Here is a 21,610-nt window from a genome sequence, read left to right on the forward strand (position 1 = left end):
TTTTTCCGTCGCAAGGGCTTCCTCTACATCCACACCCCGCTGATCAGCGCCAGCGACTGCGAGGGCGCGGGCGAGCTGTTCCATGTGAGCTCCACCAAGCAGAAAGATTTCTTCGGCCGCCAGGCCTATCTCACCGTGAGCGGCCAGCTCGAGGCGGAGCTTCTGGCCCTGGGCCTGGGCGAGGTCTACACTTTCGGGCCGACTTTCCGGGCCGAGAACTCCAACACCCCGCGCCACCTGAGCGAGTTCTGGATGGTGGAGCCCGAGATGGCGTTCTACGAGCTGGCGGACAACATGGACCTGGCCGAGGAGTTCCTCAAAGAGCTGATCCGCTACATGCTGGAGCACGACCTCGAGGACCTGGAGTTCATGCAGAAATGGTACGAGAAGGACCTTCTGGCCCAGCTCGACTCCATCCTGAGCCGGCCGTTCGTGCGGATGAGCTACACGGATGCCATCGGCGAGCTTAAGAAGAGCGGCCGCAGTTTCGAGTTCCCGGTGGACTGGGGCGTCGACCTCCAGACCGAGCACGAGCGCTGCCTGACCGAACAAGTCGCCGGTGGGCCGGTGATCCTGCACGACTACCCCTCCAGGATCAAGCCTTTTTACATGCGGCTCTCCGACGACGGTGAAACCGTGGGCGCGATGGACGTGCTGTTCCCGCGGATCGGTGAGATCATCGGCGGCAGCCAGCGCGAGGAGCGCCTGGGCGTCCTGGAGCAGCGTATGAAAAAGCTGGGCCTGAGCGAGGAGGCCTACTGGTGGTACCTCGACACCCGGCGTTTCGGCAGCGTGCCGCACAGCGGGTTCGGCCTGGGGCTGGAGCGGGCGCTGCTGTTCCTGTCGGGCATGGCCAACATCCGGGATGTTATCCCGTTCCCGCGCTGCCCCGGCAGCGCCGATTTCTGAGCCGGGCGGATGCGAGCATGAACGGACCCGAGAGCCTGGAAATACGCAATCTCGACCGCGCGGTGAGTATCGAGGAGTACTCCCGCCTGCCGCGCCTGCCGGTCACGGTGATCCTGGACCGCCTGCGCTCCAGTTTCAACGTGGGGGCGGTGTTCCGCACCTGCGAGTGCGCGCGGGTTGAGCGCCTGATCACCACCGGGATCACCTGCCACCCGCCGGATGAGAAAGTGGTGCGCACGGCGATGGGCACGGCGGAGTTCGTCCCGCACCGGCATTTTCAGGACACCCGCGAGGCGATCCTGTTCGCGCGCGAGTGCGGGCTGCCGGTCTACGCGCTCGAGACCACCTCGCACAGCGAATCGATCTACCGGGTGAGTTTCCCGCGCCCTGTCTGCCTGGTGTTCGGCAACGAGGCCCTGGGGCTGGAGCGTGATACTCTATCACTGGCCAACCGGATCGTGGAGATACCGCTGCTGGGTTACAAGAACAGCCTTAACGTCTCCGTGGCCGCCGGGATCACGCTGTTCGAGGTGCTGCGCCAGTGGGGCGAGGTGGGCGAGCCGCCCGTGCTGGGCGTGCCGATGTGAGGCTATTCTGGCATTATTCATCTTTAGAGAAAAAAAGTAGTTTAAGACGCTTATTCTGCTTTCGTTTCGGCGAAAGCAGCAAAGCCAGCGGGGGCCGCGAACTCGTCCCAACCGTGTCTCCCTTACAACCTCAAGTGTCTACGGAGTGCTGATTCCGCTGCCGCGTCGAAGCGGCGGCGCTGTCGCGAATCGCCGCCAAACCGTGGAAAATCTTCAGGCCGGGCCGTTTTACTCGCAACTTCACGCTGCCCATGCTGCAGGCTCAGACATGCGCGGCCCCCATAGGCAACTACGACGGCCTGACGGCCGTGTAATGGTTTACAAAAATCAAATTCGGAGAATACAATGCCGGTCTTTCTCTGGTTGTTTATCGGCTTGGCGCTGGGTGGGGTCATCGGCTGGCTGGCCGCGACCGCGCGCGTGCGCGGAGCATTGGCCTCCCGCATCGATGAGGCCGAGAGCCGCGCCGGTATCGCCGAGAACAACGCCGCTGCCCTGGAGGGAAAGCTCACCGAGTTGCGCGCGCAGACCCTGTCCGCGGCCGCCGATTTCGACCGGCTCCGTCTGAGGATGGAAGGCGAGCAGGCCGCGCGGGTCAAGGCCGAGACCAGCCTGGAGGAGACAGTCAAGCGGCTGGAGGAGGAAAAGAAGCTGCTGGATGAGGCCAAGACCAAGCTTACGGACACGTTCAAGGCCCTGGCCAGCGATACGCTCAAAAGCACACTCAGCAGCAGCAGCGAGGAGTTCCTGAAACTGGCCGGAGAATCTTTCGGCAAGCTGCTCTCCGAGGCCCGGGGCGACCTGGGCCAGCGCCAGGAGGCGATCCAGGGGCTGGTGGCCCCATTGTCGGAAAAATTAAAATCGTTCGATGAGCATGTGCGTGAGATCGAAAAAAACCGGGTGGATGCCTACTCCAGCCTGAGCGAGCAGATAAAGGGACTGTCGCAGGCACAGATGGCGCTGCAGAAAGAGACCGGCAATCTGTCGCAATCGCTCAAGGCGCCCAAAGTTGTCGGCTCCTGGGGCGAAAGCACGCTCGAACGGGTGGTGGAGCTGTCCGGCCTGTCCGAGTACTGCGATTTCAAGCGCGAGGTCTCGGTCAACACCGAGGAGGGCCGTCTGCGTCCGGACCTGGTGGTATACCTTCCAGGCGACAGACAGATCGTGGTGGATGCCAAGGCCACATTCGAAGCCTACCAGGAGGCGGTGTCCGCCGAGACTGAGGAAGAGCGCAGGGCGGCCCTGGAACGCCACTCCTCCCAGGTGCGTGCTCACATGCAGCGCCTGGCCGGTAAAGCCTACTGGAAGCAGTTCGAGAAAGCCCCGGAATTCGTGGTGATGTTTATCCCGCGTGAGTCGTTCTATTCCGCCACACAGGCCATCGACCCCACCCTGTACGAGGATGCGATGGCGAACCGGGTCCTGCTGGCCACCCCCACCAACCTGCTTGCCCTGCTGCGCGCAGTGGCGTTCGGTTGGCGGCAGGAACAGATCGCACGGAACGCCCAGGAGATTAGCACCCAGGGCCGTCAGCTCTACGAGCGCATGAGCACCCTGGCCGACTATATCCTGGACATCGGCAAGGGTCTGGAGCGGGCCACGCAGTCCTACAACAAGGCGGTCGGCTCGATAGAAACCCGCGTGCTGCCCGCGGCGCGGCGGTTCAAGGACCTGGGGGCCACCACGGCCGAGGAGATCGCCCCTCTCACGCCGGTCGAGACCGCCCAGCGTCAGCTATCCCTACCCGAAACCCCGGAAAACCGCTCCTGAGACAAAGAGCAGTATAAACCTGCTTCCAAACACGACGGGGCACGGCATGCCGTGCCCCTACAGCAACCTCCCTAACCCATTAATCCGCCCGCCATCCGGCCTGAAACGTTCCTCAATGCATTTCCTCCGGCGGCAGGGCCTCGATCCGGAAATTGACGTTGTGCACTCCTGACGGGGCCTCCACGGTGTAGACATTCTCCTCGCCGCAGGAAGGAAAATCCCAGGTCACAGTCTGCCTGGAGCTCCCCTGGGCGAACAGGTGGCTCACCCGCAGTCCCACAGCCGGGCCGGGGTTGCGACGCACCCGCCCCGAAGCCGTCACCCGTGCCAGAAGGCCGTTCTCCACCGTCAGCCTGAGCCGAGTGTTGGCCCCGTCCAGGCTGCGCCCCTTGAGCACATGATTGAACCACATCCCGCCCAGATCGTGCTCCGGCTCCGGGCTGAATGCGGCCAGATCCTGCCAGGTGTTGCCGCCGTTCTCTGACAGCGACAGCGTCACTTTCGGGCTGCCACCTTTTTCCAGGCGGCGGGCCTCGATTGCCAGACGCAGCTCGTCGATCAGGCCTTTCTCGCCTGTGCTGAAAATCAGGCTGCCCGGCTTGGACAGGTCAACAGGCCCCAGGATATCGCTCTCCCCTTCCAGGCCCAGGTTCTCCAGGCGCTCATCCGGAAGGTCGCCCTGGCGGCAGGCGTGACGGTCGAGCAGGAACACCTCGTGCGTGCCCGCGCTCAGGTGAAACTCGTTCTGGCCCGGCTCCAGGTGCGGAAGGGCCATGGGTGAAAGCTCGGTCCAGGTCTCCAGGGACAGGCCCTCCAGGCCGGTCTTGCCCTCCCCGGTCCGGTCCAGCCATTCGAATTTCACCCGATAGCCGTAGCCGCCGTCAACCAGCGAGGTCAGGTCCACGGCAAAGGGGACCGCGCCCAGATGGTTGTTCTCCCAGACGGTTTCCCACGTCCGGCCGCAGTCCGTGCTCAACGAAATCCGGTTCTCGTCCTGCTTGCCGCTGCGCCAGAACCAGCCTCGCGCCACCGCCGCCCCGGTGTTGTCCTTGAAATTTATCAGATCGTTCTGGCTCCCGGTGATAACCCAGGGGGTCTTGACCTCGAGCACCAGGCTGGACAGCTTGCCCCTGGCCTGAGAGACCAGCTCGGGCAGGGCCTTGCCGCTCTGCTGAAGCACATTCGTCTGCTCGGGGTTTTCGAGCCGGAACGCCTCGGAGCGCAGGTCGGGAGTGTACTCGAAACAGCCGTTGCCGTAGGCGGCGGGCACCGTGTCGGTCCAGGCCAGCGAACCCAGGCGCACCGGACCGTCCAGCCAGTAATCGCGGTACTGGGTGGTGAGGCTCTCCTCCAGACCCTGGGGATCGAGGTAGTAGAACCCGCGCTCGCGGGGACGGTACCAGCAGGTGACTGCCTCGTGGGTGCGCAGGCTGAGGCCGAAGCTGTGTCCCAAAGAATAGGGATGATAATCGTGCCAGCCCTCGGGCTGGATGAAGGCCTTTTTCATCGCCTCCGGCGGGTCCCAGGGGAAAAACGGCACCGGCCGTCGCGCCCCAGCCCGGGTCCAGAGATCGGGGTCGGCGATCAGCTCATCCACTGAGGCGAGGTGCTGCTTGTCATCCAGATATACGTAGCCGAACATGTCGGTGTCGATGTAGTTCCACTTGCCCTCGAACCAGACCTCGGGGACCACGTGCCCCACCAGGCCGCGGCGTCGGGCCTTGAGCCCGGCCAGGTTGTACAGGGCGCACATGGCCGAGCTGTTGTTGCCGCAGAGGTCGCAGCCGTAGACATTCAGCAGCTTGAGGGCGTCCACCACCAGCTCGCCGTCCTCGAACGGCCCGGCGAAATGTATCTGGTGTTTCATGCCGAACTCGTGCAGGGCCAGGGCTTTCTCACGCTCGGAGGCCAACCCGGCGGTAACCCCGGAGACTATCTCCTCCAGGCTCCAGCACGGTTGCTGGCCCGCCACCCGCAGACGGATGTCGCGCTGGCCGGCCCGGAGCAGGGATGTGGCCAGAAGCGCCGCGGCAAGAAAACAACCGATTCTCGTGACAGATCGCATCAAAATACCTCCGGAACAGGGCGTTACACTGCACTGGTTTAATTTTTCTTTTGCAGGCTGGATCTGGCCGGGCAACCCGCCGCCGCCTTAGGGTTCAAAATACGCTCTGCTTACTTGCCGGAAAAGAAAAAATCCCGCCGCGCCGGATGAACCTTTTTGCGCTCTCCGCGGTATCAGGTTGTATGCAGACAGTCCGGAGCCTGAGGATTCAACTTTTCATCCCCCATCCGCGCAACGCATTATATGGTTTTTGACTTATTTTTTTCTTGAAATTGTTGCGTAAAATAATTAGGTTAGAGCGTTCCAGATCAGACCCAGGAGCATGAAGGCAGTCTCTACAAAGAGATAAAGGAGCGGAAGAATGAAAATCCGCAAGGCCGTGATCCCGGCCGCAGGTTTGGGCACACGTTTTCTGCCTGCCACCAAGGCTCTCCCCAAAGAGATGATCCCGATAGTCGACAAGCCGGCCATTCAGTACATCATCGAGGAGATTGTCGACAGCGGGATCGAGGATATCCTGATCATCACCGGGCGCGGCAAGCGCGCCATCGTGGAGCATTTTGACAAGTCGATCGAGCTGAACGAGACCCTGAAGAACAAGGGCCAGGAATCGGTGCTGCGCACGCTCGAAAAAATCGAGCAACTGGCCGACATCCACTACCTGCAGCAGAAAGAGGCCCTGGGTACCGGGCATGCCGTGCTCAAGGCGGCCAACCATATCTCCGGCGAGCCGTTCGCCGTGCTGTTCGGCGATGACCTGATCCAGGGCAAGGAGCCGGCGCTCAAGGAGCTGATCAACACATTCGAGAAATACAACAGCACGGTGCTGGGCGTGTCGGAGGTCTCGGAGGAGAAAGTCTCGCAGTACGGCATAATCAAGGGCAAGCCGATAAACGGGGAGTACATTGTCGAGGACCTGGTGGAAAAGCCCGACGCCGGCAAGGCTCCCAGCCGCATGGCGCTGCTGGGACGGATGATTTTCACCCCGGACATTTTCGACTACCTGCGCGAGACCAAGGTGGACCCGAAGCACCAGGAGATACTGCTCACGGACGCGATCCTGGCCATGGCCAAGGAGAAAGTGGTCTACGCCCATATCCTCAAGGGTAAGTGGCACACCGTGGGCGACAAGCTCTCGTTCATCAAGACCACAATCGAGTACGCCCTGGCCCATAAAGACTTGCGCCCCGGGATACAGGAATTTCTCAAGGAATTGAAAATACAGTAACCGTCTGTAGCAGTGCGCGGGGGAGAATTGGAGACAGTCTGGCAGACGGTGCTGGAAGCTCTGCGTCACACCTGGGCCGTGGTCCTGCCCGCGCTGCGGGCCACGGCCGGCCAGTCTCTTCCCCTGCTTGTCCCCCTGCTCTGCCTGGGCTGGCTGATCCACCTGGCCGCCTCGCTGATCGAGGTCGACGCCGTGCGCCTTCTGGGCGTGCGCGGGTTCCTCTATGTGCTGGGCTGGCCCGGGACTCTGGTCCACGAGTTGGGCCACGCTCTTTTCTGCCCCCTGTTCGGCCACAAGATCACCAAAATGCAGCTGGTCAGTTTCAACCCCAAGGGTGGCAACGCCGGGTTCGTCTCCCACACCTTCAACCGCCGCAACCCCTGGCACCAGGTAGGCAATTTCTTCATCAGCGTGGGTCCGGTGCTGCTGGGCGCGCTGACTGTCTACCTGCTGCTGCGCTACTTAGCCGGTTTCCCGCTCGAGCTTTCACGTTTCTATTCCTACGGACGGGTGATCCCGGGGCCGGAGGGCGCGATCTATGAGAGCACCACGGGCTGGGTCCGCCTGTTCTGGAAATCGCTGCTCCACCTCTGGGCCGCAGTCTCGGGCAGCCTGGACTGGCACAACTGGCGCCTGTACGTGGCCGCCTGGCTTACCCTGGGCGTGGGCAGCGGCATGGTCCTGAGCGGGGCGGACATCAAGTTGGCCTCGCAGGGCCTGGGCGTGCTGCTGGCAGTGCTGTTCCTGGTCAACGTGGTGCTGGTGCTGATGCACGCCGGCACGCCCTCCTCCCGGCCGATGATGCCGGCGGCTGTGGCGCTGTCGTTCCTGATGCTCGTGGTGCTCTGTATCTGCACGGCCGGGGCGCTGCTGTTCCGCCCCCTGAGGCTGCTTTTCCGTCGCTGAACCCCCTGAACCCCACTCTGCGCGCGACCGCCATGGCCTACCCCAAGGTACGCGACATAACCCTCGGTATATTGGAACACTGCGGGATCATCGCGCCGCCAGTGGAAATCCCGCCCCTGCTGGGCTATTTCCGGGCACGGGTGCAGGAGTCGCGTGGCCTGGCCGGCAGCGCACTTCTGCGGCGGGAGGACGGTTGGATCATCAAGGTGGGTAGCGAGTTGCGCGATGAGCGGCGCGCTTTCCGGATCGCCCACGAGCTGGGCCATATCTGGTGGTCCGACCCGGCGCACCACCTGGGCGACCCCGACCTGGGCGGCCAGATCGAGCATTATTGCTCCAAGTTCGCCTCGCTGCTGCTCTGCCCGCACCAGTGGTTCGTGCAGGACGCCCCGGAGGCGGACTTCGACCTGTTCCGGCTGAAAAAAATCTACGCCAGCCTGAGCCACGAAGGCCTGGCGATCCGGGCCAGCCACCTCACCGCCCTGGTAGTGACTATCCTCGACAACGGCAAGCTCTACCGACGCTTTGGCACGCCGGGGCTGGCTTTCCCGGCCAAGGAGCTGAAAATCGAGCGGGAGGTCTACGAGGAGTCCGACCTGTACGGCGCTTTCCGCGAATCATGCGGCGAGGTGAGCTGGGGCGGCCTGCGGCGAAAGCTCCGCGTGCGGGCTTATCCTGTATTCAGCCCCGGGTTCCGGCGAATAATCCTGCTCTCCTCGCCCTCCGGGGTGTCGCGGCACGGCGAGGCGGAGGATTTCGAGAGCGATATGCCCTACCCGTTCCCGGAGTATTGAAAAGGAAAAAGGCGAAAATCGGATTTATCCACGAAGGGACACGAAGCAAAGCATTTTTTCTTTGTACCCCTTCGTGTCCTTCGTGGATAACTATTTGTTCCTGACGGTGATTAATCTCACAGTCTCAGGAGATGCTGAGCACCGCGTGGTGAATGTTCAGGCTCTGGCCCACTTTCACTCCACCGTCCTCCGGAATGGAGGGGTTCCAGCTGCGGATGGCCTGGGTGCTGACGCCGAAACGGTTGGCGATGGAGATCAGGGTGTCGCCGCGCTGCACGGTGTACTTTTCTTTTTCGATCTGCACCTTGACCTTGGCGTTCTTGCCCGCTGGCACCGGCACGTTGATCCGCTGGCCGACCCGCAGGCCCCGGCGCTGGAGCTGGTTGTTGTTCATCGATTCCAGTTTATCCGGAGTCACCCCCAGAGCCGTGGCGATGCCGAAAATCGTATCTCCCCGTCGCACCTGGTAGACCCCCACCTCGGGCGCCATCACTGGCATCGGCTTGGGTTTGGGCTTGGGCGGCTCGGCTTTCTTGACCGGCTCGCTCTTGGCGGACGCCGGGGCCGTGCTCTGCGCGACCGTCTTCTCCGGGGCGGTACGCGCCGGGGCCGCGGCCGGGGTCTCCTGCGGCTTCGGCGCAACCGCCGCCCCGGCGACCACCGTGCGCTGGGCAACCACCTTGTAGCCGGTGGGACTCCATTGCAAATCCTTGACCATCGTGTTACCGTCGTACAGACGGCTGGAGACTGTAAGCTCGGGCAGGCTGTCGCCGTTGGCGTCCGAGATTTTCTCCAGCCTGGCCCCCACGAACTCGCGCGGGTTGTCCTGGTCGTTGACCATCGGGGTGATCTGCCAGGCCCCGTCCTGGGTGCGGTAGAACACGTCGAAATCCAGCAGCTCGCGCGGACCGAACACCAGGATCACCTCCCGCGCGCCGTCGTGGTTGAGGTCCTCGATCCGCACGTCGCGCAGGTCTTTCTCGGCCGCCATCCGTCCAGCCAGGGAGGCCAGATCGCCGCGCAGGTCCTCCTCCACTTTCGGGCCACCGCAGGCAACCAGGGACAGGACCGCGCAGGCCACGGATATGGCGGCAACAGTCTGTTTTCCAGCAGGCATGAACTTCATTCAGGCATCTCCCGTTGTGTATTCCAGGCCAGCCCTCGCCCGGCGCTCCACAGGCAAAGACGCAGAAACCTCCGGCACCTCGAGACCGTGAGCCTGTTTCCGGCTTTCAACAAAGATAAGCCGGATGTCCTTGACTGGCAAGGGTGCGCTTAAGAGGAACGAAAGGGAGACTTTCAGGATGGATACGTTTGTCGATCAGACCGTGGAGATCAAGGCCCGCTGCCCGAGTGGGCATGCCGAGTTGCGCCGGAGACTGGAGGCCTTCGCTGTGGCCTGCGCGGGCGAGTTCGAGCAGAGCGACACATTCTACAACGTTCCGCACGGACGGCTCAAGCTGCGCCGCAGCCCGGCCGGCAACCTGCTTATCGCCTACCGCCGAGCGGACCAGGCCGGGCCCAAGAACTGCCTGGTCGAGCTTCACCCCTGCGCCGATCCCGACAGCCTGGACCGCGCCCTCTCCGCCGCGCTGGAGGTGCGTCTGGTGGTGAGAAAGAAACGGACCCTTTTCAGGCAGGACAATGTCAGAATCCACCTGGACCGGGTGGAGGGCCTGGGGGAATTCGTGGAAATAGAGGTTCTGGGCGTGCGGGGACGCGACAGCGTGGAAGCCCTGGAGGCGGTCTGCTCCGTTTGGCTCGAACGCCTGGGAATACAGCGCGACTGTCTTATCGAGCGGGCCTACGCCGACCTGCTGGAGGAGATTCAGTCGGCCTGAGGCTCGCTCCCGCTCTTCGGGCTTGCAGCTTCCGCGCGCACGGAAACTTTCAGGCTGTCACGTTTCTTCCTGGCCCGGTGACGGTGCACCAGCCAGACAATGGAGAACGCGCTCAGGCAGGAATAGTTGAGGATCATAAACCAGCGCTGGCCCCACGAAATGCCGTCCACCGTGAAACGGCTGATCGGGAACAGGAACGGCGTGGGGAAAAACTCACGGCTGTGTGTGGGGATGTCGAACAGGATATGCAGCGGCCAGGCGCTGAACGGCACGGCCAGGTCGCGCTTTTTCAGCCAGAGCAGCCACCAGAGGCCGCCCACCAGGACCAGGCTGTGGGTGAAATCGTAGGAGGTATGCACCCAGGGCGGAATGGTATCCAGACTCGGCTTGCCCGGATGGAACCGCCCCTGCAGGATTCTCAGGGCCATCAGCGCGCCGAACGAGAGCAGATCGGGAGCCGTGCCGAAAAGGAACGCCAGCCCGAAACGGCGTTTCCAGCCGGCGATCATCCCGCCCCACAAACCATGCGCCAGAGTATCCATCGCCTTGCCTCCTGATGTTTACCGAATCTTCCTATCGCAATTATCCGCCGCTTACTCGCGCTGTCCCACGGCGCACATGTAGACCACGGTCTCGCTTTCCCCGTCCACTCCCAGCAGCGTGTTGACCTCCGTGTCGAAAAACGCCCCGATCAGGCAGCAGCCCAGGCCGAGACCCTCGGCAGCCAGGGCCACGTTCTGGGCGATGTGGCCGGCATCCAGGTAGACATAGCGCCAGGCCCGCTGACTGTATTTCCAGCGAGATCGCCCGATGATCGCGGTCCAGATGAACCCGAGCGCCGCATCGTGCAGCACCGGCTGCATCATCCCGGCCTGGGTCAGGCTCTCGCGCAAGTCGCCGCGGCGGATAACCTCCAGGGTGTGCTCCTGCACCCGGTAGTGGCAAAGGCCGGGCTCCTGGGCTGTCACCCGGTTCAGCACAACATAGGTTTCCACCGGGTAGAGCGCTCCGGCCGAGGGCGCGCTGCGCAGCTCGAAATCGTAGAACCGCCCGGTGATCCCCTGGCAGGCCCAGAGGAGCTGGCTCAGCACAGCCAGGTCCACCGGCTGGCCGTTGAAATCCCGGAACGTCCGCCGCGCGGCCACCGTGTCCCAGAGCGGACAGCCCCCCGCGGTGAGCGGAGCCGGCAGTTCCAGCAGCTCGGACGCCTGGTAGCGCTTGTAGGTCGGGGCCTGCTCCTCCCAGACCGGGGAGCGTGTGTGCATGGACTCGCGCTCGTACCGGGTGAGATTCTGGAAATCTTCGCCTGCCCGTTCGGTCCGATCGTTGCCGACAGTCATCGGGTCCTCCGTGGTTTGACGGTGTCAGGGCCTCATCTGCGTCGGTGCTGACGGTTATAGCCTTTCGCTAATTTTAACCTTTGAGGTCCCGGTTGTCCAGTCGGCCGCGCACAAACCGCAGGAAACGCCGGATGGGCCTCCCGTGGGCCGGCGGTCTTGCGCCGGGCCGGGCTGAAATGTATCTTTCCAGCGTACAATCCAACGACCGGAGACCAAGGCATGAATGGAAGAGAAAGAGTCCTGACCGCAGCGGCGCACCGCACTCCCGACCGGGTGCCGATCACTTTCGATGCCCAGTCCGAGGTGTACGACCTTCTTTACCGCCATTTCGGGATCAACTCGCGGGCGGCGCTCTGGGATGCCCTGCACGTGGACACCTGGCTGGAGGGCCCCGAAATCCGCGACCCACGCGACCGCGACCTGGGCAATGGCCTGCATCAGAACCGCTGGGGCTATCACACCCGCATGCAGCCGTACACGGTGGATGGCCGCACGGCGCATTACGAGGAAATGGTCTACCACCCGCTGGCCAAGCTGCAGGATGTATCCGAGCTGGACAGGCACGACTGGCCCGACCCCGACCGGCTCGAATTCGGCCATTTGAACGAGTTGCGCCGCACCCAGCCCGACCGTGCGATCATCGCGCATATCACCCACGGGGCCTATTTCAACGCCACGTTCCTGCGCGGGATGGAGCAGTTCCTGGTGGACCTGGTGCTGGATGAGCCCCTGGCCCAGGCCATTATCGAGCGCGCCGCCGACTACCTGTTCCGCTCCCTGGACCGCCTTCTGGCCCAGGCCCCGGACGGGTTCGACATATTCTACCTGGCCGATGACTACTGCATGGCCAGCGGCCCCCTGTTCTCGCCCGAGGTGTTCGACCGCCTGGTGAAGCCCTACCTGCGGCGGATCGCCGACACGCTCCACGCCCACGACAAGAAATTCCTGCTGCATGTCTGCGGCTCGGTGCGCCTTCTGCTGCCGGGGATAATCGAGTCCGGCGTGGACATGCTGGAGCCGATCCAGCGCCGGGCGGCCGGGATGGACCTCAAGGAGCTCAAGCGCGAGTTCGGCAACGACCTTTGTTTCTACGGCTCGGTGGACCTGATCGAGACCCTGAACAAGGGCACGGTCAAGGATGTGCGCAAGGAAGTGCGCCAGAACATGAAAATCCTGGGCCAGGACGGCGGCCTGGTGATCGGCCCCGGCCACACCTACATCCAGGTGGATGCCCCCCTGGAGAACATCCTGGCCATGTACGAGACCGCGTTCCAGGACGGCGGCTACTGAGGGCCGGACTGTCCGCGCGGCGTGTTATCCTTAAAGATTGGAGAGACGATGAGCCTGCTCAAGACCCGCGAGGAGTTGCGCGCCTGTGTGCTCAACGCTGCACAGACCACCCCGATCCTCGACCTTCACACCCACATCTACAGCGCCCCGTTCGGTGGTCTTCTGCTCTGGGGCGTGGATGAGTTGGTGACCTACCACTATCTGGTGGCCGAGTTCTTCCGCTACAACTACATGCGCAAAACCGAGTTTTTCGCCCTGCCCAAGCCCCGTCAGGCCGAGCTGATCTGGGAGGAGCTGTTCATCAGGCACTCCCCGGTCTCGGAGTCGAACCGCGGGGTTCTAACCAGCCTCAGCCGTCTGGGTCTGGACCTGAGCGGACGCTCCCTGGACAGCCTGCGCCGGTATTTCCGCGACACCACGGTGGATAAGCATATCGACAAGGTATTCGAGCTGGCCGGGATCGAGGCGGTGGTGATGACCAACGACCCGTTCGATGACCTGGAGCGTCCGGTCTGGGAGGCCGGTCAGGGGAGCGCCGACCCGCGGTTCCGGGCCGCCCTGCGTATCGACCCCCTGCTCAACGACTGGGACAACAGCTCGAAGCGCCTGGCCGACTGGGGCTACAAAGTGAGCCGCGCGCTCGACCCGGCCAGCCTGGCCGAGGTGCGCCGTTTCCTCGAGGACTGGATCAAGCGCATGAAACCGCTGTATCTGGCGGTCTCGCTGCCACCCACGTTCCGCTACCCCGAGGAAAGCGCCCGCGGCACTATCATCCGCGAGTGCATCATCCCGGTTACCCGCGCGGCCGGGATACCGTTCGCCATGATGATCGGGGTGAAGAAACTGGTCAACCCGGCCCTGGGCCTGGCCGGCGACAGCCTGGGCCGGGCGGATGTAGCCGCGGTGGAGGCCCTCGCCTGCACGTTCCCGGACAACCGTTTCCTGGTCACATTCCTGAGCCGCGAGAACCAGCACGAGGCCTGCATCGCGGCGCGCAAGTTCGGCAACGTGATGCTGTTCGGCTGCTGGTGGTTCATGAACAACCCCAGCCTCATCCGCGAGATCACAGCCGAGCGCCTGGAGCTTCTTGGTACGAGCATGGTCCCGCAGCATTCGGATGCCCGGGTGCTGGACCAGTTGATCTACAAGTGGAGCCATTCGCGCGAGCTGATCGGCGAGGCGCTGGTTGAAAAATACGAGGACATCCGCCGCGCCGGCTGGCCGGTGAGCACGGAGGATGTCCAGCGGGACGTGGCCAATCTGTACTCGGAGAATTTCAAGCGTTTCGTGGGCTGGAGCTGAGCCTGCGGTAATTAAAGGCTTGATTATCACCCCTGGATCGGGAATATTATCGTAGGGGAGGGTTTGAAACCCTCCCCTACATTTTTTCCGAGACGATTATTTCTCTCCGGAGGCAAGATGCCGCTCGAGCGCTGCGCCTGGCCCAGCACCGATCCGTTGATGATAGAGTACCACGACCGCGAATGGGGCGCGCCGGTGCACGCTGACCGCACGCTTTTCGAGTTCCTGGTCCTGGAGTCGGCCCAGGCGGGCCTGAGCTGGCGCACGATCCTGCACCGCCGCGATGGCTACCGCAAAGCGTTCGCCGGGTTCGACCCGGTGGCGGTGGCGCGTTTCGAGGAAGCCGAGATATCGCGCTGCCTGGCCGACCCGGGGATCATCCGCAACCGGCTCAAGGTGCGGGCCACGGTAGGCAACGCGCAGGCGTTCCTTAAGATACAGACTGAGTTCGGCTCGTTCGACCGCTATATCTGGGGTTTCACGGAGGGCAAACCGATCGTGAACCACTGGACAGAGCTGGGCCAGATACCGGCCCGCACGCCCCTGTCGGATGCCCTGAGCAAGGACATGATAAAGCGCGGGTTCAAGTTCATGGGCTCTACAATAGTGTACGCCCACATGCAGGCCACCGGGATGGTGATAGACCACACGGTGAACTGTTTTCGGCATAAGGAGTTGGCCGGGATGGCCTGACGCGCCTCTCCTGCGATCCCACCCGACAAAAAGCCCGGGAGCCTTGCGGCCCCCGGGCTGTCGGACAATCTGCGGACCATCCGAAAAAAGCTTGTTCCTGCGAGCAATGCTTACTTCTTCTTCTTGCCGGGCTTCTTGGCGGCTTTCTCGGCCGCGGCAGCCTTGAGCTGCTCCAGCTGGGCGTTGCAAGCCTGAACGGCGTTGCTCAGGTCGGCGGCCACGGAGGAGCTGTTGTACACGTCCATCACGTTGCCACTGTCCATCGAGCTCTGCATGGCAGCCACTTTGCCTTCCAGGTCGGTGCACTGCTGCTGGTACTTGGCGGCTTCCTCACCCAACAACTTGATGTTTTCCTCGGTCAGAATGCCCTTGAGAGCGGTGAGCTGCTCATTGGCGCTGGCCAGAACCTGAGCGGCGGCCTGCTTGCCGTTGGTCTCGATCGCGGCCTTGAGGGCTTCCATCTCGGTGTTGATGGAATCGGCCAGCTGGGCGGCCTTCCCGTACTTCTTCCCCTCCATCAGGGTATTGAGCTCAGCCATTTTCTGGGTCACGTTTTGATGCTCAGAGGGAGCGAAAACCTCGGCGCCCTTGCTCTCACATTCTGACAGCGCGTTCTGCAGTGCGGTTACTTTTTCGGTAGGCGGCTGAGCACATCCGGAAAGCAGGACCAGTACGGCGATAGAGAGCGCAGTGGTAACCCCGAATAGATAGCCTTTGGCATGCATAGCCTGACTCCTTTTTGTGAAAATTCAACAGCGGTCCGCAGGATTTACGATGATACAATATACTGGATTGTCGAATAAAAATCCAATATAACCTGCATACAACGCTGTTTTACGTACAAAGAGCGGCTTTTGGGGGCGTTTTTCTGTCAAGATAAAAATGCAGGAAATAAACATTTCGCTGCTGCAAATGGCCGGCCGATCCTGCCCGGCGGCCATGCGGCAGGCCTCCGCAGCTCTAACGGCAGCGCGGCTCGCCGAAACACTCGGCCTGGAAAGTCTCGGCGAAAGGGAAAGCCCGGGTCCAGGGGGAATCTATCCTCCGGCTCAGCTCATCCCAGGCGCCGCGGTTGACCTGCAGCACCCGCTCGTCGAACCCATAGCCGCGCACCTCCAGGTTGCGCTCGTGCTGCGAACGGTGTGTCTTGAGCAGCTCGGTCTTCCACTGCGAGGCGGCGATATCGAACGGCACGGCCAGGTGTTCCTCAATCCGCACCGTCTTGGCATCCCGGTTGTAGAGGCCCAGCAGCGGACGCCCCCGCCGCACGGACAGGTGCGCGGCGGCCCGGCGGAAAAAGCGGTGCACGTTGACATGCGCCACGTTCGTGTCCTCGCCGTGCGGCATGAGGACAATATCCGGGTCATGCTCGGACAGGGTCTCCGCGATTGTCAGGGCATTGGTCTCGGAGGCGGTCAGGTTGCCGCGCTCATCCTCCTCCACGGCCAGGAACTCGGGCGGCCCCTCCACGAACGCGGCCAGGCGGGCGCTCTCCAGTTGTTCGCAGCGCCGGATTTCGCTTTTATAGCTTGCCAGGTCAAGCGTGGTGAGGTCGCGCCCGTGCTGACGGGCGTGCTCCAGGGCGAAATGGTCGGTCACCCCGCCGTGGGAGGAACAGACCACCAGGTAGCGCACCGCGCAGCCGTGGTCCGCGAAATGACGCAGGGTCACGGCTACGGCGTCCGGATCATCCATGTGCGGGGCCAGCACCAGGACATTCCCGCCAGCGGGTGGATCGATCCATCGTTCGCCCGCCTCTTTCACCCCCAGCACCAGGGGCGACTGCCGCGCCGAGCGCTGGATCAGATCACGGATAAAAGGCCTCATTTCCATGCCGCACCACCTCGTGTAGTACTTTAAGATATATATTCAATATCCCTTAAAAACAAGGCTTGAATTTGTCCGATTCATCCAGCATCGCAAGGAAATTCTCCACCGGGGTCTCGGGCATGATCGCGTTCGAGGCTCCGAAAATGTGTCCCACCCCGCCTGTCTCCTCCAGGTTCTCCCGTGTGGCCTGACGGATGCCCTCTACTCCGCCGCTCAGGATCACCCCGCCGCAGTCGATGTTCCCGAACAGGGTCAATTTCGGGAACCGCCTGCGCAACTCGGCCAGGCGCATCCCGGCGCCGAAATCGACCTCTCCGGCCGCGTGCACCCCGGAGCGTCCCCAGAGCGAATCCGCCACCGGCCAGGTGACCCCGTCCGTGCGGAACACGTACTTGAGCCCCACCTGATCGCACCTGGCCGTGAGGCGCTGAAGGCGCGGCAGCACCAGGCGGTCGAAAGCCAGCGGGCTGTAGACCGGGCCGCTGTTGAGGCAGAAATCACCACCCGCGTGGGCCACATCCACCCCCAGCGTCGCGGCCAGCTCGATATCCGCCAGGCCCTGGAGAGTCTGGCGCTCCAGCTCGCCGGCCACCAGGGAGGGAGCGATCTCCAGTGCCATCAGCCAGGCCGGCTCGTACATCGGGATGCCGATCCCGCCCACGGTGGCGGCAACCGCGCGCTCCGGGCCCACCAGCTCACGGAAACGGCGCTGGGTGTCCATGCGGGCCGGGTCCAGGTCCGGGCCGCTCCAGGCGCGCTCATCATTCTCCAGGTGCACGATCAGACGGTCCACATCTCCGCCTGAGAGCCAGCCCTCCACTGGGTGCCAGTCCTGGCTTTCCGGGCTGTAGCGCCAGATCTCCCACGGCGCCTTGCGCTCGCTGTCGCCGAACAGGAAAGTAGACTCATTCAGGCGCGCGGTGGCGCGGCGGGTGTCGCGCCAGGGGACACGGGCCATGTCGTAGTCCAGCTCACGGTAGAAATCGGCCACGTCCAGCAGCATGCGCGCCTCGAACTCCTGCGCCGCCTGCGGGCCCTCCCAGTGCGCGACCACATCCTGGAAGCGAAGGCCCGCCCCTCCCACCAGCACCTCGCGCGCGAGGGCAGCCGAGGCCACGCATGAATAGATTGTCTGGTCGAAACGCGGCACCCGGTCCACTGCCGCATGCTCGAAAGCCGCGCGGATTCTCTGTCTGCCGTTCATCCTCTCTCCCTGCTCAGGATGTTCATTCAAACGCCGCCGTCCGGCCGCCGGACAGGCGGCTTGTCTTTCCGCCGGGAATCGATATATTTTGTGACAGCCTCGGTTTCAGACCCGACCGCTCCGGCCCATCCCCGCGCCGGAGCCGAGGGTTCGGCTCGTTGGACGCACATGGACCGGGAGTATGAGGACCGATGAAGCAGATCGACTGGAACAGACTGCCCCGCGGATACCGGCGCTGGCCGGTTCTGGCCGGAGTGGCCGCCGGGCTTTGGCTGCTGGTTTTTGTCTATCTGGGACGGGCGGTGTTCTATTTCTTCCAGGATGACCACCGTCTGGCCGGGTTCAGTGTCATGTGGAGCATCATCTGCCTGGGCCTGGGACAGATACTGTACATCTGGGCCAAGAACACTCCCGCCGACTGACCGCCAGTCCTCAGCGCTCCCCGATCTGCAAATTCATACGGGTGCAATGGTTGCGGTGGAACTGGAACGCCTGCAGCAGCAACTCTTTCCCGTAGCGCTGATCCGGCTGCCAGAAGTAGCAGTACGACTCGTTTTTCAGCGCCAGCTCGACCGTACTTCCCAATGCTGTGGACGGCGAAATCAGAAGGCGCGAAGTGTGGTCCTGCACGCTGGTCCACTCCAACTCCTTGGGCTCGGCGATATCGCCGCAGACCGTGACCGCGCCGTCCGGGCAGAACACTTTCGCGCGGTGCCAGGTGCCCTTGTCCAGCGGGTCGAGGCCCTGCGGCGTGCGGACCCAGATTGTCACCTCCTCGCCCGGCTCGGCGATCCCGTTGCCGTTGCCGCGCCCCTCCTCCACGGTCCGCTGATAGACCGAGCCGCCGCCCTGGTTGCCGCGCTGGCGGAACACCGGCAGGCTCAGCCCGCGGCCGTCGAACACCAGAGCCGAGTCCGGCGCGGCCAGCGGACTGGGCAGCACCCGCACATCCACACGGTAGTCCTGGCCGTACCAGCCCTTCCAAGTGACATGCACGTTAAGACGGCAGTGGGCCATGTCCCCGTCGGTGGAGACAAAGCTCTGGCTGAACCGGTCGCTCAGGTCCACAATCTGCCCCGGGGCCAGGGAATCGACCTCCACCTCAGCCCCCTCGAGGCTCACGGTCGGGTACTCGCTCGACAGGCTGAAACGCAGGCCGTGCACCGTGACCCCGCAGGTGTTGATAAAGCGCAGAGGAAGGTGCAGCGTGCGGTCGGGGAACACCACCGGCTCCTCATCCTGGCCCAGCGGCAGCAACACCGGGGCGCGCGCCTCCTGGCCGTTGAGCACGGCGATATCGTGGCCTGCCCCGTCCAACACGAAACTCAGGCGTCCCTCGCGGCTGGAGCGGACCTCGTAGAAATTCACGCTCCGGTCGCGGTGGCTGTAGTCCATGACCCGGTAGGCCTTGGCGTTGCCGTAGCTGTCGGGAGTGGCTATATGCAGGCTCTGGCCCTCCACGGCCGGGCCATCCGGGGCCCAGGCGCGGGTGAACACCCGCAGGTAGCCGAACTGGGCGTCGCGCAGGCAGACATAGCCCGGTTTCTTGCCCCCCACCTCCACATTCCAGCCCCAGAGAGAGAAGCGCGGCCAGGCGTTGTCGTGGTCGAAACTGCGCGGCAAGTCGGCCAGAGATTTGTCCGCAAAGGCCTGCATATGGAAATCCAGGGTCTCGGCCAGGCCGTTTACCCAGTGACGGTGGTACTCCTCCTGTCGGAAACAATAGTCCACCTCGGGCGTGCGGGAATAGACCTCGTTCAGCCCCAGGTGGTACTGGCTGATGTAGTCGCCGCTGTTGCGGATGAGGCGGATTTTCTGGTGGTAATTGTTCCGCACGTGGTCTTTCAGGTAATAGAGCACCCGCGACCCCGGCGCGCCGACCCAGAACTCATGGCCCGGGTTGTAGCTGCTGGCGCTGCCGACAATGTCCGGGTAGCGCCCGGCCAGGTAGAGCGACATGAACCCGCCCATCGACAGCCCACAGGTGGCGCGGTGCTGACGGTCGGCGACAGTGCGGAAAGTGCTGTCGATGTGGGCGACCAGCTCCAGGAAATAGGGGCCGAAATCCATCTCGCCGTCTTCGGGCTGGATATCGTAGGGGCTGCCGCTATAGAACGAGGAGTAGTTCTTCTCCACGTACCCGTCCCAGCGCACCGCGATCACGTCGTGGCTCTTCACGTAATCGATCATCGCCGGCAGCGACACCTGCTGCCCGTCACCGTAAGGCTCACCGCAATAGCGTGAGCTGTGGCCGTGGAAATAATAGACCACCGGGTAGCGCTTGCCGCTGGTCTCATAGCCGGCGGGCAGAATAATCCGGTAGTGGCGCCACTGCTGGAAAGTGTTGCTCCAGTGGGTCAGGTCCTGGAAATCAGCGCTCACGGCCTGAAGACGAGAGCCAGCCATAAAAAATGACAGGCAGGTCAGCCAGAGAATCAGGTTTTTTCCATGCATTCCGCTGCTCCTCAGAACTGGAAGTAGAGGAAGGGGCTTTCTTTATCCAACCAAAGCACGCACAAGACAAGCGCGAGCGCAGGTATGAAAGCGGGAATCCGGATTTTCTTGAACTCGATCTCCCAGGTGTTAGGCGCCCGCCAGACCCAGACCAGCATGAATCCCAGCATGGCGATCAGCCTAAGGCCCAACTGGTGGCGTACAAGATCGAGCGGTTCGAAACCGTTGAGCCCGGTCATGCTTTTCAGCACCTGCCAGGCCATCCCGAAACTGACCGAACGGAAAAACACCCAGCCCACAAGGACACAGACAAAGGTGAATACCCGGTTGAATGCGCGGCTACGGCTGGTCAGGCCGGCGGCGCGCATCAGATTGTGGCAGATCAGGAGCAAGCCGTGGTAAAGGCCCCATATTACGAAAGTCCAGGCTGCACCGTGCCACAGCCCGCCCAGGAACATCGTGATGGACAGGTTCCGCAGAGTTGCCAGACGCCCATGTCGGTTGCCACCCAGGGGGATGTAGAGATAATCCCGCAGCCAGTGGCTCAGGGTGATATGCCAGCGGTTCCAGAAATCGGATATGTTCTCGGCCTTGTAAGGTGAGTTGAAATTCATCGGGAAACGGAAACCCAGCATGTAGCCCAGGCCCACCGCCATATCGCTGTAGCCGGAAAAGTCGAAATAAATCTGGAAGGCGTAGCCGAGCATGGCCGACCAGGAGCCGAAAAAGCCCAGGTTCCAGTACTGGGCAAGCAGAGGATCGATCTTTTCCGCCACCATGTCGGCGAAGAATATTTTCTTGACCAGCCCACAGGCGAAAAAGTACAGCCCCAGCTTGGCGTAATCCCGGTCGAGACGTTTGGGGATGCTGCGCAACTGGGCCTCGATCTCGGAAAAGCGCACGATCGGTCCGGCAACCAGTTGCGGAAACATCGAGACAAAGCAGGCGAAAGTGAGGAAATCATCGACCGGATCGATTTCACCCCGGTAAATGTCGATTGTGTAGCTCATCGACTGGAACGTGTAGAACGAAATTCCCACCGGCAGGATGATGTTCATCAGAGAAAGAAGCGGCTCCCCCCCGGACATCACGCTGAGCGAGTTAAGGCTGCGCACCGCGAAATCGTAATATTTGAAAAAACCGAGCAGCGACAGGTTGGCGCACATCGCCGCCACAAACCAGAAGCGCCGGACCACCAGCCTGTCCCGTGCAGCGAATATCTGCCTCCCGGCGACATAGTCGATCATCGAGCTGAACAGCATCAGGAACGTGAAACGCCAGTCCCAGTAGCCATAAAATATGAAGCTGCCAACAGTCAGCAGCAGAAGACGCAGGCGGGTCTTCTCGATTGACCACCAGAAAAGCAGCACCAGAGGCAGAAAGACGAAGATGAATAT

Annotated in this window: 21 protein-coding genes; 11 read left to right on the top strand and 10 right to left on the bottom strand. The window is 62.7% G+C overall.

Annotated features, from left to right (window positions below; all coding sequences use genetic code 11):
- From asnS to rmuC, 3 genes are all read left to right on the top strand, one after another.
- A partial coding sequence (gene asnS / locus LLH00_15075) for an asparagine--tRNA ligase (protein ID MCE5272601.1) occupies nt 1-909 on the top strand: 909 nt, incomplete at its 5' end.
- 17 nt (nt 910-926) lie between these two features.
- Nucleotides 927-1,496, top strand: coding sequence for a TrmH family RNA methyltransferase (locus LLH00_15080; protein MCE5272602.1), 570 nt, complete (start codon nt 927-929; stop codon nt 1,494-1,496).
- Between the two features lie 345 nt (nt 1,497-1,841).
- Nucleotides 1,842-3,266: a DNA recombination protein RmuC gene (rmuC, locus tag LLH00_15085; protein ID MCE5272603.1), complete on the top strand. Its 1,425-nt coding sequence runs from the start codon at nt 1,842-1,844 to the stop codon at nt 3,264-3,266.
- A gap of 112 nt (nt 3,267-3,378) precedes the next feature.
- Here rmuC and LLH00_15090 read toward each other — a convergent pair whose 3' ends face one another.
- Nucleotides 3,379-5,331: a hypothetical protein gene (locus tag LLH00_15090; protein ID MCE5272604.1), complete on the bottom strand. Its 1,953-nt coding sequence runs from the start codon at nt 5,329-5,331 to the stop codon at nt 3,379-3,381.
- Between the two features lie 361 nt (nt 5,332-5,692).
- Between LLH00_15090 and LLH00_15095 the strand changes: the two genes are divergently transcribed.
- The 3 genes from LLH00_15095 to LLH00_15105 are packed head-to-tail and all read left to right on the top strand — an operon-like array spanning nt 5,693 to nt 8,259.
- Nucleotides 5,693-6,559, top strand: coding sequence for a UTP--glucose-1-phosphate uridylyltransferase (locus LLH00_15095; protein MCE5272605.1), 867 nt, complete (start codon nt 5,693-5,695; stop codon nt 6,557-6,559).
- A 27-nt stretch (nt 6,560-6,586) separates the two neighbouring features.
- Nucleotides 6,587-7,465 (top strand): hypothetical protein, encoded by an 879-nt coding sequence (locus LLH00_15100; protein MCE5272606.1) that lies wholly within the window; start codon nt 6,587-6,589, stop codon nt 7,463-7,465.
- A gap of 32 nt (nt 7,466-7,497) precedes the next feature.
- Nucleotides 7,498-8,259 (top strand): ImmA/IrrE family metallo-endopeptidase, encoded by a 762-nt coding sequence (locus tag LLH00_15105; protein MCE5272607.1) that lies wholly within the window; start codon nt 7,498-7,500, stop codon nt 8,257-8,259.
- Nucleotides 8,260-8,383: 124 nt separating this feature from the next.
- On the opposite strand, the gene LLH00_15110 is transcribed toward LLH00_15105, so the two are convergent.
- Nucleotides 8,384-9,385 carry a LysM peptidoglycan-binding domain-containing protein gene (locus tag LLH00_15110; protein MCE5272608.1) on the bottom strand — a complete coding sequence of 334 codons (1,002 nt, stop codon included), beginning with the start codon at nt 9,383-9,385 and terminating at the stop codon, nt 8,384-8,386.
- 178 nt (nt 9,386-9,563) lie between these two features.
- Here LLH00_15110 and LLH00_15115 point away from each other — a divergent pair, with 178 nt between their 5' ends.
- Nucleotides 9,564-10,100, top strand: coding sequence for a class IV adenylate cyclase (locus LLH00_15115; protein ID MCE5272609.1), 537 nt, complete (start codon nt 9,564-9,566; stop codon nt 10,098-10,100).
- Here the strand turns inward: LLH00_15115 and LLH00_15120 are convergent.
- Both LLH00_15120 and LLH00_15125 read right to left on the bottom strand, forming a co-directional pair.
- A complete protein-coding gene (locus tag LLH00_15120) occupies nt 10,088-10,642 on the bottom strand; it encodes a hypothetical protein (protein ID MCE5272610.1) in 555 nt (184 codons plus the stop codon). The genes LLH00_15115 and LLH00_15120 overlap by 13 nt on opposite strands.
- Nucleotides 10,643-10,693: 51 nt before the next feature.
- Nucleotides 10,694-11,440, bottom strand: coding sequence for a SagB/ThcOx family dehydrogenase (locus LLH00_15125; protein ID MCE5272611.1), 747 nt, complete (start codon nt 11,438-11,440; stop codon nt 10,694-10,696).
- Nucleotides 11,441-11,659: 219 nt separating this feature from the next.
- Between LLH00_15125 and LLH00_15130 the strand changes: the two genes are divergently transcribed.
- The 3 genes from LLH00_15130 (at nt 11,660) to LLH00_15140 (ending at nt 14,725) form a co-directional block, all read left to right on the top strand.
- Nucleotides 11,660-12,730 carry a hypothetical protein gene (locus LLH00_15130; protein ID MCE5272612.1) on the top strand — a complete coding sequence of 357 codons (1,071 nt, stop codon included), beginning with the start codon at nt 11,660-11,662 and terminating at the stop codon, nt 12,728-12,730.
- Nucleotides 12,731-12,778: 48 nt separating this feature from the next.
- A complete protein-coding gene (locus LLH00_15135) occupies nt 12,779-14,032 on the top strand; it encodes a glucuronate isomerase (protein MCE5272613.1) in 1,254 nt (417 codons plus the stop codon).
- A gap of 117 nt (nt 14,033-14,149) precedes the next feature.
- Nucleotides 14,150-14,725, top strand: a complete 576-nt coding sequence (locus tag LLH00_15140) for a DNA-3-methyladenine glycosylase I (GenBank protein MCE5272614.1) — start codon at nt 14,150-14,152, stop codon at nt 14,723-14,725.
- A 110-nt stretch (nt 14,726-14,835) separates the two neighbouring features.
- Here LLH00_15140 and LLH00_15145 read toward each other — a convergent pair whose 3' ends face one another.
- The 4 genes from LLH00_15145 to LLH00_15160 all read right to left on the bottom strand — a co-directional run bounded on the left by LLH00_15145 (nt 14,836) and on the right by LLH00_15160 (nt 17,759).
- Entirely contained in the window at nt 14,836-15,264 is a 429-nt protein-coding gene (locus LLH00_15145; protein ID MCE5272615.1) for a hypothetical protein, read from the bottom strand.
- Nucleotides 15,265-15,474: 210 nt separating this feature from the next.
- The gene (locus LLH00_15150; GenBank protein ID MCE5272616.1) at nt 15,475-15,666 is read right to left on the bottom strand and encodes a hypothetical protein; all 192 of its coding nucleotides are present in this window, start codon (nt 15,664-15,666) and stop codon (nt 15,475-15,477) included.
- Between the two features lie 19 nt (nt 15,667-15,685).
- Nucleotides 15,686-16,558 carry a hypothetical protein gene (locus tag LLH00_15155; GenBank protein ID MCE5272617.1) on the bottom strand — a complete coding sequence of 291 codons (873 nt, stop codon included), beginning with the start codon at nt 16,556-16,558 and terminating at the stop codon, nt 15,686-15,688.
- A gap of 46 nt (nt 16,559-16,604) precedes the next feature.
- Nucleotides 16,605-17,759, bottom strand: coding sequence for a uroporphyrinogen decarboxylase family protein (locus LLH00_15160; GenBank protein MCE5272618.1), 1,155 nt, complete (start codon nt 17,757-17,759; stop codon nt 16,605-16,607).
- A 191-nt stretch (nt 17,760-17,950) separates the two neighbouring features.
- Between LLH00_15160 and LLH00_15165 the strand changes: the two genes are divergently transcribed.
- A complete protein-coding gene (locus LLH00_15165) occupies nt 17,951-18,181 on the top strand; it encodes a hypothetical protein (GenBank protein ID MCE5272619.1) in 231 nt (76 codons plus the stop codon).
- A gap of 10 nt (nt 18,182-18,191) precedes the next feature.
- Here the strand turns inward: LLH00_15165 and LLH00_15170 are convergent, their stop codons facing one another.
- Together LLH00_15170 and LLH00_15175 are read right to left on the bottom strand one after the other, a co-directional pair.
- Nucleotides 18,192-20,213: an esterase family protein gene (locus LLH00_15170; protein ID MCE5272620.1), complete on the bottom strand. Its 2,022-nt coding sequence runs from the start codon at nt 20,211-20,213 to the stop codon at nt 18,192-18,194.
- Between the two features lie 11 nt (nt 20,214-20,224).
- Nucleotides 20,225-21,583 carry an MBOAT family protein gene (locus tag LLH00_15175; GenBank protein ID MCE5272621.1) on the bottom strand — a complete coding sequence of 453 codons (1,359 nt, stop codon included), beginning with the start codon at nt 21,581-21,583 and terminating at the stop codon, nt 20,225-20,227.
- Nucleotides 21,584-21,610 lie beyond the last annotated feature (27 nt).

It is taken from the genome of bacterium (genome assembly GCA_021372515.1).
Lineage (GTDB): Bacteria > Gemmatimonadota > Glassbacteria > GWA2-58-10 > GWA2-58-10 > JAJFUG01.